Genomic DNA, 17046 nt, shown 5'->3' with positions numbered 1-17046 from the left:
ACTTTTTGTAATAGGTGAATTTATTGTTGTCTTGTATAACTCTTATTAAACATAGTATATACCATAAAAATGAATTTGTCTAGTGCATAGCCTACTTCCCCTCTTTATTGCGCTATTTAATTAAACCTTCCCTATCCGGTCCATTTAGTAAGGAACGTATTACTCTGAATCATGCAGCAGAAAATACATCACCTTTTATTAAATACTAACTAATGATCGAAGGTGACGTATTATTCTACTTCTAATTTAGTACGTCCATGATTTTTCTTCAATATCCCCTGTCTTCATATCCCTCAATTCATACTTCCCTTTAGCTAGTTCATCTTCCCCCAGCACAATAACTTTCGCTACATTTTCACGATTGGCCTTTTCCATTGCCTTACGCACCTTTTTGCCACCAAGTTCCACTTCCACTCGATTACCTTCTTTGCGTAAGCTTGTTGCAAGTTGAAGTGCCTGTTTTTCTGTACCAATCGGAATAATATAAATATCGATCTCTTTAGGATTTTCTTCAATCTTACCAGCTAATTCAAACGTTGTATAAATAACATCAAGGCCGAATGAAATACCAACCGTTGCAAATTCCTCATCTGTGCCTATTAGTCCACCAATGGCATTATCATAGCGTCCACCACTACCAATACTTGATTTAATTACACCGTCTGCTAAGAAAATTTCATAAATAGTTCCTGTATAGATTTCCAGACCTCGTGCTAAAAACGGATTGAAAATACAAGTTTCGGTAATATTAAGCGCGTTTAAATAATCCATCAATTCACGTACTTCAGCTACACCTTGTTTTATGAAGTTATTTTCTTCTTGAAATGTTTCAAAATACGAAAGCGTTGGTGCTGCGTCTAAAAAAGCTTCTATATTTTTTAACGCCTTTTGACTTACTCCCAACTCCGATAATTCCTTCGCTAATGTTAAACGGTCGATTTTTTCCATCTTGTCTAAAACTAAAATAACCCGATTCATTTTTTGTTCTTCCACTTCAAGCACTTGCAGTAAACCGTACAAAAGCTTGCGGTTATTATATTGAATTAAGATGTTTACATCTAACTTTTCAAAAGCATCGACTGCCATCATCATTAGTTCAGCTTCTGCAGCTTGTGATTTTACACCAACGATATCAACATCACATTGCGTAAACTCACGGAATCGTCCAGCTTTAATCGGACCATCACGAAACACCTTCCCGATTTCATAACGTTTAAATGGCATCGCAAGCCCTGGATTCATCGCGACTACTTTTGCGAATGGAATGGTTAAATCATAACGAAGTGCCAAATCACGTTCGCCACGATCAGTTAAGGTGTACATTTCCTGCAAAATTTCTGCCCCACCCGCATATTTGGAAGCCATTAAATCGGTATAATTAATCATCGGTGTTTCTAATGGTTTACAGCCGTATAAAATAAATGTATCCTCCAACGTTCGGCGAATTTTACGTCGTACAACCTCTTGCTCCGGTAAAAAATCCTGTGTACCCCTTACATTTTGATAATCCATTTTCTTCATTGCTGTGTTCCCCCTTTATTTTTGGCAATAAAAAAAATCGTCTATATAAAGCTCCTATAACGGCTTTATGTATACGATTCCACGAAAAATAGTCTTCCTATTCGATATTAATAAATTAATAAAGATAGCAAGACTACTTTGTATGATGATGTGTTGTAGAAAATATGGATGCCTTTAATTTCAGCATAAACATTCCTCCTTAATAAGTTGCTCATTACTATACAGGAACAAATTTCAATTATCAACAACTAATATCTTTTATGGAAATATTACGGTTAATAACTATTAGTGTGGGAGAAGAAATTGAAAATAAGATTTTCTAATGAAGTCCGTTCTGCTGCGCTCCGGGAAAAGACGATGAAGCAAGTGTTATTGAGGTTCCCGTCCGTTGTAATCCGTTCCGAGGCAGGCTTTCCAGGCTTGCCTCCCAAGCTTTTTTAAATTGAATTGCGTAACGAGATAAATAGAGGAATGAATTTCCGTTATTTTTAAAATAACATGAAAAATAGTAAAAATAAGGGAACATATTGCCGTTATTGACCTAAAAAACAAGAAATTTAATGATTTTATTGAAAATAGCGGTAAAACGTTCCCTTATTTATCCTAAAATAACCGACATCATTCAAATAACGGTAAAATCTTCCTTTATTTTAGGAGGGCAATTAATCAGACCAAATAGGTTAAGGGTACGAATTTATGTTTCGTACTCTCTTGTTCACCACATTTCATTTGAAATATTTACACTTGCACTCTTTGATTGCTTCCGCCTATTTGTATAAATCGATTATAAACAACTCTTGCTAACATAGGGTCTGCTACACCATGGATAATGGCGCGACCATCCTCAAAGAAAACGATGCGGTATGTCTCAAACTGACACGATAGTAAATATGGATTTACTATTAGCTTTGTCACTTGCTTACTTATGTTTTCTGCAATTTGTTCTAGCGAATACTTATACGATTGGCCAGGTCTTAGCTGAACCGCATCCCGCCCGCAAAGCACCCCTACCTTCATTTGTTGCTCTAATTGGAGAAAAGGGTAAATTGGTTGTTCACCGCAAGTAAGGCAATGTGGATTTTTAAGCTTCGATACATGAATCTTTGCGTGCTCTTCCTTCCACAGGTCGACCGATTGAACAATTGGTTGCAATGGGATTCCTGAAAGCCATTTCATTACGGATGTCACTTGATACGCAGCCGTAACTAGAACAATTGGGCTAATGACACCCACTGTATCACAGGTCATCGTGTCCATCGGTAAATGCTGCAGTAAACAATGTAAGCATGGGGTTTCTCCTGGGACGATAGGCAATGTAAGACCATAGCTCCCGACACAGGCACCAAATATATACGGAATTCCTTGCTTATTTGCCGCATCATTAATGATTAAGCTTGTTTCAAAATTATCCGTTGCATCGACAACAATCATATACCCTTGCATTAATGTTTCTATATTTAGTCCGTGCACATCCTCCACAATACCTTCAATAATAATTTCACTGTTTATTTGCTCCAGTCTTTGTTTAGCTACGATAGCCTTTGGTAATTTGCGATGGACATCTGTCTCGACGTAGAGCTGCTGGCGCTGTAAATTGCTCCATTCAACATAGTCTCTATCAACAATCGTCAAATGCCCAATTCCTGCTCTCGCCAGCATTTCAGAACTCGCTGAGCCAAGTGCACCTGCCCCAATAATTAAGACTTTTGCTTGCTGGATACGTTGTTGCGTATTTTCTCCTAAAAATAAGGATTGTCTTGCATAACGATTGTTCAAGGCGTCACCATTCCTGCTGTCGGGCTGCTCGGAGTTGCATACTCTTTTTCTTCTATTCTGCCTGCCTCAAAGCCTAATCTGCCAGCATCTATCGCGAGCTTCATTGCCTCAGCCATTTTTACAGGATCCTTTGCGCCAGCTACAGCTGTATTCAGTAATACCGCATCTGCTCCCAACTCCATCGCATAGGCAGCATCTTTAGGCGAGCCAATCCCTGCATCTGCAATAACCGGAATCGTTGACTGATCTATAATAAACTTTAAATTCATTGGATTAATAATCCCTTTGCCTGAGCCGATTGGTGAAGCACCTGGCATAATCGCATGAACACCCAAACTTTCAAGGCGTTTAGCTAGAACGACGTCATCCGATGTATACGGTAAAACGATAAATCCTTCTTCTAACAGCATTTCTGACGCCTTTAAGGTTTCAAGGGGATCCGGTAGCAATGTATGCCAGTCTCCAATGACCTCGACTTTAATCATGTCACACAATCCCGATGCCCTAGCAAGTTTTGCTATACGCACCGCTTCCTCTGCCGTTTTGGCTCCTGCTGTATTAGGCAATAGCGTATATTTCGTCAAATCAAGCTGTTCCAAAAAGTTAGGCTGCTCTTCTGAAAAAATATTCATTCTTCTTACGGCAAACGTTAAAATTTCTGCCTGTGAGACTTCTACTGCCTTTTTCTGCAACTCAAATGACGGATATTTCCCTGTCCCTAACAGCAGTCTAGACTGAAATGTGCGATCTGCGATTTTTAACATACTTCATCCTCCTCCAACAAAATGAACAATCTCTACAACATCACCTTGTGATAAGCGCGTCGTTTCATAGCTTTCTTTCATAACAATTTCCTGATTCACTTCTACGACAACAATGCGATTTTCTAAGCCATAATGTTTCAGTAATTGCTGAACATTTTCAAAAAGCTCGAGTTGCTTTCTCCCATTCACTGTAATAGACATCGCTTACTCATCTCCTGTTCGGTCGATTGATCTGAAAAGCCTCGACCCATTCTTTTTTTACAGTCCTATTTAATATAAAGCTCGTAATCATCTCTCCTGTTGCTGGTGCTAATAAAATCCCGTTTCTATAATGTCCTGTCGCAAATAATATCGATTCATCATGTGGATGAAAGCCTATAAATGGTTTTTGATCGAATGTTTGTGGACGCAATCCTGACCAAGCAGCATTCATCTTCATCTGACCAATTCCAGGAAAGAGTTCCTTCGCTTTTTGAATTAATGTTTCCATGCCATCTAGACTTACGTGTTCTGACCAATCATTTTCCTCCATAGTAGCTCCAATAACTAGCTCCCCATTATTTCTAGGAACGATATAGTATTTATCATGAAAAATAGTGTGTTTTAAAAAAGTGCTTCTTCCTTCCACAGCAATACATTCCCCTTTGACCGGTGTTATTTGCTGCTCTACTCCTAGCTGCTGAAAAAAAGGATTACTCCAAACACCCGCAGCAATAACAACCCGTTTTGCTTTGATCATCCCTAGTGTTGTATCTATTTGAAAAGAATCCAACTGCTTTTGAATCTTTAACACCTTTGTATGTTCAAAAATGGATGCACCGTAAACTTGTGCCCCTTTAAAAAAGGCCTGACATACACGATACGGCAATACACTAACATCCTCTTCAATATAGGCAGCTCCTATTATATGCGGGGAAACATCGGGTTCTAGATTTCTTACTTCATTTGCCTCAAGCCATTTCACAGTAGGCAGTGTGAGTATTGCTCCTAATTCTTTCTTGTCACGTTCAGAAAAGGCCAGCTTTAAAATCCCTCCCTTTTTGCAGCCAATATCAATGCCACTTAGCCCGTATAGTTCATCCTTTAACTTCGTATAAAGCGCCTGACTGTATCTCGCAAAAGTGAAGAACTCCTTTCCATCGCCTTCATATTCCGAATGTGCTCCAAGCATACCCGCCGCTGCACTTGTCGCTTTTAGTCCAATTCGACTTTCCTCAAGCACGGCCACCTCAACTTGATTCTTTGCTAAATAAAAAGCAATTGCACTTCCAATAATCCCTCCGCCAATTACGACTACGTCATAGCTTGCTTGCATCTTTAATGGCCTCCCTGTATTGGTTCGCTGCTGCACACGGATGCGTTTCCGAAAAAATACCCGACATAACTACAATCCCATCTGCATTTACATCATGGAGTGCCTGGACTCGATCTACATGAATTCCTCCAATCGCGAAGACGGGAATTTTTAAGTTCTTTTTCATTTCATTAATAGGAGAAAGACCGTTTGGAACCTTTCCCTTTTTGCTGTTTGTTTCAAAGCAATGTCCATAAAGAACATAATCAGCCCCTTGCCGCTCTGCCTCCATTGCGCCTGTATAATCATGAACCGATTTCCCTATATTGAGATGCGGAAATTTCTCTTTCACCTGTTGTACAGAAAACCCTATTTCGGGTAAATGTACTGTGGGAATATCGCTATACAAGGCGATATCCACAAGACTATTTATGATTATTTTCTCTTTTGGAACCTCTCCTGCATCCAAATATTCAAGTAGAGTTATCACTTCTTTTATTGTTTTTGTCTTTTCACGTATTTGTATATAATCCACACTTTGCTGTATCTGAATAATTTTTTGCGCTAATGCTAAAATCGGCTGACAATCATCTGTTACTGCCATTAACTTCATACACCTATGCCCTTATAAAATCGTAGCATGCTCATTCATATACACTTCCTGTTGCCAATCCTGACAAGTCCAGGACATTTCCCAAAACTGCCATTCATAATAGCAACTGCGCTTGAAATGGGCTGTCAATTCACGTTCATCATTTCCTGGCATCTGTGCAAATCGATTCATCATTTCCTTTTGTTTTTCAATTGTTTCCTCCATCTCAGCAGAGGCATATAAATCAATCCACTGCTGATACAACTTAACACCCGGTGTTGCTTTTCGTAATGCGACCCCGATTTCCTGATATAACCACGGACAAGGTAGTATCGCAGCGTATGCGTCGGCAATCGCCCCTGTATAAAATGCTTGATACATATGACTAACATAATTGTACGCTGCAGGTGCTGTTTGGAAATTTCTGATTTCTTCAGGTGTAACGTGCAATTCTTTAAAAGTCGTACGGTGTAGCTCTAACTCTGCTTCCCGTATAAAGTTCGCGGTTTCCAGGAAATAAGCTACATCCTCATCCTCATTAGCTTTTGCTGCCAGCATCGCTAGTAGTTTCATATAATGCTTTAAATAATAGGCGTCCTGCAGCATATAAAATTTAAACTTTTCCAGCTCCAATGTTCCATCAGCAATACCTTGTACAAATGGATGCTTCAAACTGGCCTCCCAATAATATTCCGTTTGCTTTCTTACTTCTTTACAAAAATCCATCCTATTTCCTCCTTGGAGGCGTAAGCAAAAAAGGCACCTCTACAAAAAGTAGAGATGCCTAAAAAAGTGCATATGTACGCACTTATTGCTCCCTACGCCAGTATTAACTGTCAGGTTCTAAGGGTCAGGTTTTAACCTTCTCAACACAAATGTGTCCCCCCGCAATTAAAAAATTTGCAAAAGAAAAGCTCTCCAAAAAGATGGAGAGCGCCACGTACGATTATTAGCTTGTACATTTTGCTCCCTACGCCCGTGTTAACGGAACAGGTTCTAAGGGTCAGGTTTTACCTTCTCAACACTTACGTGTCCCCCTGCAAATTCATTTAATTACTACTAGTCTACTGATAATTCTGAATAAATGCAACGGTAATTTAAATTTTTTCCTACTGCCTACCATTTTCTCGCTTCATTCGCTACGTAAAGTCCGACAGTTTTATTTTGCTTCCAAACATTGTTCCAGCGTTTTAGTGGCACCGAGGCTTCACCGGCATATGGTGCAATTTCAACCGTCATCGCAGGTCGGTCTTTAACTTTTGTGAAGTAGTCCTCAGAAGCTGCGATTGGTTCGTTTTTTGTTGTTACGGGCATCATTTTATAGCCTGTAATTGAGGAAACTCCCTTTACTAGCTTTTTAGTACGAGCAAATTCGGTCTTCGCTCGACTCCAATATATAATTTGACCGGAAGAATGATAGGATACATAGGCTAAATGATTGCCGCGATCAATCAGTCTTTTCATTGCAAGTGCTTCAGGCTCTGTATTCGGCGCCTTACCTTTATATTCTTTAAACGAAGGCTTTGTCATTTTTATTAATTGCCAGTTCACATTGAATTGACGATTTAAATCGACACCATTTATATTTGCTTTCCAACGATTAAAATTGGAGCTCCCATTCATCGCTCTTAACTTGGCCATAGGTGTTTTCACTTTTCCACCTTGTGAAAGTGTTACACCATCTGGGTTAACCATTGGTACAAACACAATACTTACCTCACTTAATATCGTTTTTACATCATATTTTTCTATCTTCGTACCATTCAAGTAAGCCTTTAAATATGTATCAATCATTTCCATCAGCACATTGGTCGTCATATGTTCCCGACCATGGAAAGCTGCATCGAATAAAACTTCCTTTTTACCAGTTCCGAGCTTTATGGAATAGAGAGAACGCCCTTCAACTGATTGTCCGATTTCCTGTAAATTCGTAATTGAAGGATACATTTGTGATATTAGCTTTAACTTTGAGGCTACCTCATCAAATGTTAAAACTTTCGAACCGTCGACTAATTGGTCATAGTGGACATCGGTTAAAGTAAGAAAAGTGGTTTTAGACGAATTTTTTACGATACCTTGCTTACCATGTATCCCGGTTAATAAAAGCTTCTCACCTTTTGCTACTTTTTTTATAACAGCCCCATTTTTATCTTTCAATTCTATATTCTTTTTTGCAATCACTTGTACCGGATATTTTCCAAGGTCAACCTTTTCTGTAGCAGCATTTGTAGTCATTGGATTAATAATGGCTGCTGCAAAAAATATTAAACTAAAAAGCAATATTTTTCCCATGAAATTCCTCCCACTTAGGTGTATAAAACTTAACTTCTATACCCTTAACTGTACAATAAAAAACGGCCTGTAAGAATATTATTCCTACAGGCCGCCCATATTAATTGTCTTTTACATCTTTACGATTTTTCTTCAGCATTCTTGATAATACTTCATATACAATCGGAACGATGATTAAAGTTAGTACTGTTGATGATAATAAACCACCAATTACTGTTACGGCTAAGTCCTGAGATATTAGTCCGCCACCAGCACCACCGAATGCCATTGGTAACATCGCACCAATTGTTGCAATCGCGGTCATTAAAATTGGTCGTAAACGTGTTGCCCCGGCTTCCAATATTGCTTCACGCATATTCATACCTTCATGTTCCATACGGATAATACGGTCTACAAGTACGATTGCGTTCGTGACAACGATACCGATTAACATCAGTAGTCCCATCATAACTGATACAGAAATCGTTTGACCTGTCGCGAATAATCCAATCCAAGAACCGATTACAGTAAATGGTAATGAGAATAAAATCGCAAATGGTGCCAAACCTTCACCAAATGTAACAACTAAGATGAAGTATACAATTGCAATCGCTGCAATCATCGCTACACCTAACTGAGTGAATGTTTCAGTCATATCAGCTGCAACACCACCTACACCAGTCGTAACACCTTTAGGTAGCTCTAAATCAGCAATTTTTTCATCCGCTGCAGATGTTGCTTTTGAAATATCTTTGTCAGTAATTGTTGCAGATACTGTCGCAAAGTATTCACCTTTTTGACGAGATAAAGAATTTAAAGTCGTACCTTCTTCAAGCTCTACAATGTCTCCGATAGTCATCGATTGACCTGTTGCAGTTTGAATTGGTGTTTCCAATAATTCATCAATGTCAGCAGCTGCAGATCTAGCTTCACGCTGTACAACAACATTAATGTCACTGCCATCACTTTCAACAGTTGTTAACACTTCTTTTGCTGTATTTGTTTGTAATGCCATTAAAATTTGTGCAGTAGTTAAACCGTATTGTAATACGTTTTGTTGATCTACTTTAATCACATTTTCTACATAAGGCTCAGAAGCATTTGATTCAACTTCATCTAATCCGTCGATATCAACTAATACATCTTCCACTTGAGCTACAGCTTCGTTTAACTTATCTAAATCTTCACTGTATAATGTATAACTTACTTCATTCGATGACATACCCATCGCGAAGTTTTGTGTTTTCCATTCACCTGTTTGACCAACGTTGAAGATATAGTCCTCTACTTCTTTTTTCGCTCCTGCGAAATCGTCCATATCAGGGTCGAAAATAGCGTAGATTAAACCGCCACCAGCACCTCCGCCAGTCATCATTGAAGCTGCGTCTGTTGAAGTTTCAGTATTCACCGATAATTGTAAAATATCGATGTCATCACGCTTGATTAATTCTTGCTCAACTTCTTCAATGTTCGCTAATGTATCTTCCATTAACTCACCAGTTTTTGGTGTGTATGTTAAATACATTACCTTCTCTTCTTGAGAACCCATGAAGCTGAAACCGATTAAAGGTGTTAATGCTAATGAACCTACTAACATTACGATTGCAATGATAGATGTAATCCACTTATGATTTAAACATTTTTCTAAGAAACCTCGGTAAGTTAATGCTAATTTACCAACCTCTTTATGTTGACTTTCTGATTTTTCACCGTAAATTTTCTTACGGAATAATGTGTGAGAAAGTGCCGGTACAATTGTAACCGCAACGATTAATGAAGCGATTAATGCAAATGACATTGTAAGAGCGAATGGTACGAATAATTCTCCAACCATACCACCTACAAATACTAATGGCGCGAATACCGCAATTGTTACTAATGTTGAAGACATAATTGGCTTAAACATTTCAATCGTTGCTTCACGAATTAATGCACGGCCTTGTAATTTTTCTTCTTTTAAGTGCATACGACGGTATATGTTTTCTACTACTACAATCGAGTCATCAATTACACGACCAATTGCAACGGTAATGGCACCTAACGTCATAATATTTAATGTAATATCCATCCAGTGCAATAGCATTAATGCCATAAATACTGAAACTGGAATTGAAATAATCGAAATGATTGTTGATTTAAAGTCACGTAGGAATAATAAGATAATTAAAATCGCAATTAATCCCCCGAATACTGCCTTTTCAACCATTGTGAAAACAGAGTCTTCAATCGGCTTACCTTGGTCTAAAGAAATATCGATTTGAAGACCGGAAATTAACTCCTGCTCTTCTTCAATTAAATCTTTTACTGCATTTACAACTGTTACTGTATTTGCATCCTGACCTTTAATAACTTGAATGGCAATAGCATCTGAACCATTTGTACGAGAAACCGATTGAACTTTACCAACCTTTTCAATCTCAGCAATATCGCCTAGCTTTACAAACGGTACAGGATTTGTTTCAGATGGTGTAACAGGGATTAACATTTCTTTTAAGTCTTCCACTGTTTTAAACTTACCATCAACGGCAACTGCCTGCTCGCCTTCTTCAAATTTATATAAACCTAAAGAAACAGCTAAGTCGCTTGCTTGAACCATTTGCTTAACAGAATCTTCTGTTAGGCCTAATTCATTCATTTTTGCTTCATCATATGTGAAGGATACCTCTTCCAAATGCTGACCAGTAACCGTAGCTGATGCTACACCGTCAATTTTGTTTAACTTTGGAAGGATAATTTGTTCTACCGTAGAAGTTAATTCGACAATATCTTCATCTGAACTACTTACTGATAACGCAATAACCGGCATCATATTCATACTGATTGCCATAATAGAAGGCTCTTGAGCACCTTCTGGAAGTGCAATATCATCTAAAGCAGCTTCTAATTGACGTTTCTTTTCATCCATATCTACGCCATATTCATATTCCACTTGAACTTGTGAAACATTTGAACTCGATGTAGAGTAAACAGCCTTTACATCTTCTAAACTTTCAACAGCCTTTTCATAAGGAATTGAAAGATCATCCATTACTTGCTCTGGTGTAGCACCAGGATAAACACCCATAACGATTAAGAACGGGATCGATATGTCTGGAATCGATTCCATTTTCATACGTGTAGATGAATAAATACCTGAGAACACGATTATGATTGTTAGTAACCATACGGCAAGCTTATTTTTCAATACGAAATTTACTAAGCCTTTCACGGTTCCACCTTACCTTTCTTGACTATATGTAACCACCATTCTATAATAATGACTAGCCGGTCACGTGTCAATTGAAAGGGGCTCAAAATTATTATGACAAGAAAACAATTAATAATGGATTCTGCCCTACAGCTTTTTGCAGAAAAAGGGATAGAAGCTACATCAGTTCAACAAATCACTGATCACTGTGGCATTTCTAAAGGTGCCTTCTATCTTTCATTTAAATCTAAAGATGAACTTATTTATGCAATAATTGAACATTTTATGAACAATATAATAAGAGAAGTTGACCAAGCAGTCAAAGAAGGCTCTACACCATCAGAAAAGCTCCACATTTATTTTGTTCATACATTTAAAGTCATGTCACAATATACAGGCTTTGCGGAAATATTGATGAAGGAAAAGGTTTCTGCGATTAATGAGACATTGATTGAACGAATTCAATTTTATGTTGATTTGGCTAAGAAAAGTTTGGAAAAGTTATTATTCGAAGTATTTGGAGATCAGATTGAAGGGAAGCAATACGATTTAGTGCTCGTTATTAATGGGATGGTACAGGCGTATTTACAAAATTTCTTCGAATCGTGCAAACCGTTCGATGTAATAAAACTTGCTGATTCACTCGTAGAGAAAACGACGCTATTGGCTACGAAAAGTGAAATCGTTTTTTTAAAGGATTCATCTCAGCTGTACAGTCGAATGAAGGTCTATTCAACAGAGCATATTATTGAGGAACTAGATCAATTACAGCAACAAACAAATGATAATCTGGAACAGGAATCCATCCAATTGCTGAAAGAAGAGCTAACTATGGAAAATCCCCGTCCTGCTATCGTCATTGGTCTTGTTTCTAATTTAGAAAAAAATGAGAATTTTAATTGGGTTACATTATATTTAAAAAATCACTTCATTTAGAAGAGGAAACGAAATACCCGCCTCAAAATTAAAAAAGACTGGGACATAACCCAAAAATGCCATTAAATCTCCTTGAGAGAAATGGCATTTTCTTGCTGGCATAAAAAATTGATTTCCATTCCGGGACGCTTTCCGCGGGCACGGCCTGAGCCTGTAGTCTCAGGCGTCGTGCTTTTCCCGCAGGAGTCGCCCTCCATTCCAATCAATTTTTAAAGTCTACGTTTATTAATAAGGGTCTTTTCCTTATCCAAAGAATATTCTACTTTTGTCTCAGCCCCTTTATTTTGTTTCTACCTCATAACTGTTGTTCTCCTTAACGGTAGACACTTTTCTGAGGGCAGTTGATTAATTACTGAACGGACTGCAAATACGCTTCATATTCCTTCGTATCATAATCGTATTGAAGCGTGTAATTCAGCCCCTTCTTCATTAACATTTCACTGTATGAAGGGTCCCCTTTAAACATAATTGCCAAATCTGCAAACTCAGCTGGATTATTGATAAACGGCTCATATAAATCAAATGTAATTTTTGCCTTTTCCAACTCCCCCATACCCGCGTATGCTTCAATTAAAGCAAGCGACGTAAACGGCGTATATACATTCAAGCGACCATGTTTTTCATTCACTGAGTCTACATAGGCAATTAATTTCGAATGATTCCCATGCAGGCTCTCCAATTTGCGAATAGAGCCTTGTTGAATCTCAAAGTTTTCATGAAACGTTTCATACGGCTCTTCTATTAGTTTTGCCCACGCAACGTGGAAGGACGAATTTGCTGTCCCTTCTATTAATTGGCGAATGATTGAATCCCCATACTTCTCTAGTAAGAACATGGTGCCATAAAACCCTTGCAAGTAAATCGTATGAAAATTGACGTCTCCAATTTCTTCAAGTTGTTTAAAAGGAATTGCGTTAAACATTGGTCCATACTTTACCAAAACGTGATCCATCAGTTCATATTCAAACGTTAACGCTAAGCCCTCTTCTAACCATTCCGGAATTTGCTCAGAAGTTACCTTCAGCGTATCTATGTATTCATAAAATAAATGGTGACTATATTCGTGAATAATCGTGGATGATAAATCTCCAGTATATTGACCATCAACGGCCACCGTTTTAATCGGTGGATGATAAATACCTAAGTTCCCCTTACCCAAATACATATCGTAAATTCGGTCCCCTGGTAGTGCTACAAAAATATCTACCTTATCTTCGTTTGCGACATCGAAAAGCTTAGCCGCACGTTCCTTCGTTTGTTCCATTCCCCTGACAACTTTATCTTCTTCAATCACAATGTCTGAATTTATGAGTACATCTACCCCGTTTAATTGTGTCTTTTGATAATCCTCGTTAAGCGAAAAAATTAATTTTGCTGGCACATGGGGATTATAAAGCAAATAAATTCCGACAGCAGAAATCGTAAACAGCACTAAAAAAACAATTTTCTGCGCTTTTGTTATGCGCAAAGCCACCACCCCTTTTTTAAAAAAACTAATTACCAACAACTATAACATAATGGTATTTTATGTAAAACAATTCCCGAAAGTTTAATCCAAAATTAAACACTAACAAGCTGAATTAGTACTAATTTATAATTATATTGCATAAGAAAACAGCCATAAATGATTCTTATGGCTGCAAATAAGAAACCTATAAATAGTAAAGAATAAACTTACCAAGGATATAACTGCTGTATCAATTGTTTGTGCCAAGAGGTGCAAGTGGAAGAGTCTATAGTCTTTCCCACTTACATGTCCCAGTCGGTACTATACCGAAGAACAACTAACTAATTTTACTTCTATATAAAATATAAGACTCTGTCTAAGTTCAAGCATAATAAGGCCATTCTAACTTTTTTAATTTTCTTCATTCAAGAAATTTAATATTTCGCGGGTTACGGTTTTCGAATCTTCCAGCATGCCGAGATGCCCTGTATTTGTTTTTACTTTTTTAACATGAGGGTTTGATGTCACAATTGGTGTAACAGCTTTGTCCTGTTCACCTTCAATGACTAATATTGGAGTAGAGGTTGTATCCATTAAATCCTTTTGACTTGGACGTGATTTCATTGCGCCAAGTGCAGCAACGAGCCCTTGCGCTTTTGCTTCATGTGCCACTTCCTTTGCAAATAGCACGTCTTCTGCATCTGCATCCGGAGCTAAAAAGTTATGGATAATGCCATCTACAAACGGTCCAACTCCATGTAATAATATTTCTTCCTGTTGTTTCGCTCGTTTTTCAATTGCTTCTGGGGTATCCGGTGCATCAGATGAATACAATAAAACAGCCTTTTCGATATTCGTATATTGCTTTTCAATGGCTGCTAGCGTAATGTATCCGCCCATTGAATGGCCAATCCAATAGGACTTTTCAACTTTTTCTAGTGTTAAGATATCGATAATATCTTCTGCATACTGGTATACGGTGTAATCCCCTTCAGGAGCCTCACTCTTTCCATGTCCGGGTAAATCAATTGCAATGACATCAAAGCACTTTGTTAAAGGTTCAATAATTTTATCAAAAATTGCTGTACCACCTAAAAAGCCGTGAACTAGCACGACCACTTCTCCTGATCCTTTTCGAGTATAATTTAACATTAATATCAGTCCTCCCCTTATTTCTTCTCTTATCTTTTTCCGTATTTACGTAAACATAAACAAAGAGCTGTATTAAAGTTTCAATGACTTTAAATACAGCTCCCTACTTATTTATATAAAGGACTTTTTCCGTCTAAATGTGGGTTTCACTTCGGCAAAAAGAATGGCGATAAAAATAAGCACACATCCTACAAGCATACGTCCCGTTAAAATTTCATGTAAAATCAGTACAGAGAACATCGTACCAAACAATGATTCAGTTGATAAAATGATCGCTGATTTTGTTGGATTCGCATATTGCATCCCAATATTTTGGCAGACATACGCAACACCGGTACAAAAAACGGCTAAATAAACAATGATCCCAAGCCCTTCAGAACTATAGCTGGTCGGTACTTCACCTAATATTAATATGGCAATTACACTTAACACGGACGCAGTATAAAACTGAACGATCGTTAAAGCTAATGCATCCTCTGTCTTTACAAAAACATTCGTATAAAAAATATCAAACGCAAACCCTACCGCACAAAGTATCGATAAGAAATCCCCAACATTAATAGTCAATGAATCCTGCAGCGATAAAAATCCAATCCCGACAACTGCAATTCCGGCAGCAATAAATTCAAAGCGATCGATGCGTCTTTTGTAGATGACATAGGCGATAATAGGCACGATAATAACATTAATCGCCGTTAAAAATGCATTTTTGGATGGTGTCGTATATTCCAATCCCATAGTCTGTAACGCAAAAGCAGTAAACAAAATAGCTCCCAACACTGCGCCCTTCCACAAGACAGCTTTTGTTATTAACCGAATTTTTTTATAGAAAATCATACTTAATAAAATAGAAGCCAACAAAAAACGTCCCGCCATTAATTGAAATACGGTCCAATGCTCCAAACCTTTTGCCATCCCAACGAATCCGCTTCCCCACATCACTGCGGTAATAAGCATTAACAGTTCGCCTTTATACTTTTCCATACTTATTCCTTCTCTCTCTTTAAACACAATTAGATATACAATAATCAATATTGCATAAAAAAGAAAGTGAAAATTCCAAAATATAAGGAAATATTGAATAAATTTCATATTTATTGCTTGACTAGAGCATTGATAATTGTTTTTTTAATAACAAAAAGGAAGAATGATTGTGTATTAAAAGTATTTTGTTCGAAGTGATACTATAATATCTTTATAATTTAGTGTCGGATAATATGTAATGTAATGATTAATTTTTATATGATTTATACAATAAAAAATGGGTATTATCTATATAGATAGCTATTTATGTGAATTTCATGTAAAATAAGCCTTTATAATACTTTAGGGACGTGAACAAATTGATTAAAATTGAAATGCCAAAACCTGATCTAGTAATTCGTCAGCGTGAGCAAGTTTTAAAACAAGGAGAAGTGGAAATTACACCTTATTTCGGCTTTATTGATTTCCACAAAATTACGCGTGATAAAGGCGGAATTTTCTTCTTCTATAATGAGAAAAATGAACTTTTATTCGTTGGGAAAGCACGTAAAATTCGTCAACGCATTAAAAAGCACTTTGAAGACAACGTATCACCAATGAAAAACCATCGTGAAGAAATCAATAAAATTGAAGTATATGAAATTGAGGATCCAATGGAACGTGAAATTTACGAAACATACGCGATCAACCAATTCCAAGCTAAATACAATATCGATAAAGTATTCTTCGAGCGTTAATTATTTTTAAAAGCGATGAAACATATTTTATTTCAAAAGGGGCTGGGACAAAACCCTCCCAAAATCAAACGCCGTTCAAATTTTACGATTAGTAAAATTTGAACGGCTTTCTTATTGTGTCTACTTCGTAGCCGTTGTTCTCCGTTACGGCGGACGCTTTCCTGGGGGCACGAGGCCAACAGGATGTTGGTCACAAAAGCGTTGCCACAGGACGTGGCGTTTTTAGCTTTTGTTCCTTAAGCTCTCCCTCGTGCTTGTCCCCTGGGAGTCGCCGCCTTCACTCCGAACAACTAATTTCTCTTCTATATCAAATAAATCTCTGCATAATTTCAGGCATGAAAAAAGGACATTCTCTGTTAAAATTTAAGTATCCTACCACCAAATT

14 protein-coding genes and 2 riboswitches are annotated in these 17046 nt (G+C 37.6%); of the genes, 2 read left to right on the top strand and 12 right to left on the bottom strand.

Annotated features, from left to right (window positions below; all coding sequences use genetic code 11):
• Positions 1–246: 246 nt before the first annotated feature.
• From MHH95_RS12640 to MHH95_RS12600, 9 genes are all read right to left on the bottom strand, one after another.
• Positions 247–1521, bottom strand: coding sequence for a histidine--tRNA ligase (locus MHH95_RS12640; RefSeq protein WP_340727869.1), 1275 nt, complete (start codon positions 1519–1521; stop codon positions 247–249).
• Positions 1522–2259: 738 nt separating this feature from the next.
• Positions 2260–3297 carry a ThiF family adenylyltransferase gene (locus MHH95_RS12635; protein ID WP_340727868.1) on the bottom strand — a complete coding sequence of 346 codons (1038 nt, stop codon included), beginning with the start codon at positions 3295–3297 and terminating at the stop codon, positions 2260–2262.
• Positions 3294–4061: a thiazole synthase gene (locus tag MHH95_RS12630; protein ID WP_340727867.1), complete on the bottom strand. Its 768-nt coding sequence runs from the start codon at positions 4059–4061 to the stop codon at positions 3294–3296. Before MHH95_RS12630 ends, MHH95_RS12635 begins: the two co-directional genes overlap by 4 nt.
• Before the next feature lie 3 nt (positions 4062–4064).
• On the bottom strand, positions 4065–4262 hold the full coding sequence (gene thiS, locus MHH95_RS12625) for a sulfur carrier protein ThiS (RefSeq protein ID WP_340727866.1): 198 nt from the start codon (positions 4260–4262) through the stop codon (positions 4065–4067).
• Between the two features lie 7 nt (positions 4263–4269).
• Entirely contained in the window at positions 4270–5376 is a 1107-nt protein-coding gene (gene thiO, locus MHH95_RS12620; protein WP_340727865.1) for a glycine oxidase ThiO, read from the bottom strand.
• Positions 5360–5959, bottom strand: a complete 600-nt coding sequence (locus tag MHH95_RS12615) for a thiamine phosphate synthase (protein WP_340727864.1) — start codon at positions 5957–5959, stop codon at positions 5360–5362. Before MHH95_RS12615 ends, thiO begins: the two co-directional genes overlap by 17 nt.
• A gap of 21 nt (positions 5960–5980) precedes the next feature.
• Positions 5981–6673: a thiaminase II gene (gene tenA, locus MHH95_RS12610; RefSeq protein ID WP_340727862.1), complete on the bottom strand. Its 693-nt coding sequence runs from the start codon at positions 6671–6673 to the stop codon at positions 5981–5983.
• A 72-nt stretch (positions 6674–6745) separates the two neighbouring features.
• A riboswitch (TPP riboswitch) is annotated at positions 6746–6844 on the bottom strand.
• A gap of 53 nt (positions 6845–6897) precedes the next feature.
• A riboswitch (TPP riboswitch) is annotated at positions 6898–6996 on the bottom strand.
• 67 nt (positions 6997–7063) lie between these two features.
• Positions 7064–8239 carry a M14 family zinc carboxypeptidase gene (locus MHH95_RS12605; protein WP_340727861.1) on the bottom strand — a complete coding sequence of 392 codons (1176 nt, stop codon included), beginning with the start codon at positions 8237–8239 and terminating at the stop codon, positions 7064–7066.
• 100 nt (positions 8240–8339) lie between these two features.
• Positions 8340–11426: an efflux RND transporter permease subunit gene (locus MHH95_RS12600; protein WP_339216488.1), complete on the bottom strand. Its 3087-nt coding sequence runs from the start codon at positions 11424–11426 to the stop codon at positions 8340–8342.
• Positions 11427–11519: 93 nt separating this feature from the next.
• On the opposite strand from MHH95_RS12600, the gene MHH95_RS12595 reads away from it, so the two are divergent.
• The gene (locus tag MHH95_RS12595; RefSeq protein ID WP_340727860.1) at positions 11520–12341 is read left to right on the top strand and encodes a TetR/AcrR family transcriptional regulator; all 822 of its coding nucleotides are present in this window, start codon (positions 11520–11522) and stop codon (positions 12339–12341) included.
• A gap of 349 nt (positions 12342–12690) precedes the next feature.
• Here the strand turns inward: MHH95_RS12595 and MHH95_RS12590 are convergent, their stop codons facing one another.
• The 3 genes from MHH95_RS12590 to MHH95_RS12580 all read right to left on the bottom strand — a co-directional run bounded on the left by MHH95_RS12590 (position 12691) and on the right by MHH95_RS12580 (position 15924).
• Positions 12691–13809 carry a hypothetical protein gene (locus tag MHH95_RS12590; protein WP_340727859.1) on the bottom strand — a complete coding sequence of 373 codons (1119 nt, stop codon included), beginning with the start codon at positions 13807–13809 and terminating at the stop codon, positions 12691–12693.
• Positions 13810–14199: 390 nt separating this feature from the next.
• On the bottom strand, positions 14200–14940 hold the full coding sequence (locus tag MHH95_RS12585; RefSeq protein ID WP_340727858.1) for an alpha/beta fold hydrolase: 741 nt from the start codon (positions 14938–14940) through the stop codon (positions 14200–14202).
• Between the two features lie 111 nt (positions 14941–15051).
• On the bottom strand, positions 15052–15924 hold the full coding sequence (locus tag MHH95_RS12580) for a DMT family transporter (RefSeq protein WP_340727857.1): 873 nt from the start codon (positions 15922–15924) through the stop codon (positions 15052–15054).
• 359 nt (positions 15925–16283) lie between these two features.
• Here MHH95_RS12580 and MHH95_RS12575 point away from each other — a divergent pair, with 359 nt between their 5' ends.
• Positions 16284–16661 carry a nucleotide excision repair endonuclease gene (locus MHH95_RS12575; protein WP_340727856.1) on the top strand — a complete coding sequence of 126 codons (378 nt, stop codon included), beginning with the start codon at positions 16284–16286 and terminating at the stop codon, positions 16659–16661.
• The last annotated feature ends 385 nt before the right edge of the window (positions 16662–17046 follow it).

The sequence above is a fragment of the Solibacillus sp. FSL K6-4121 genome, assembly GCF_038002585.1.
Taxonomy (GTDB): domain Bacteria; phylum Bacillota; class Bacilli; order Bacillales_A; family Planococcaceae; genus Solibacillus; species Solibacillus faecavium.
This window is presented reverse-complemented; position numbering and strand designations above follow the sequence as displayed.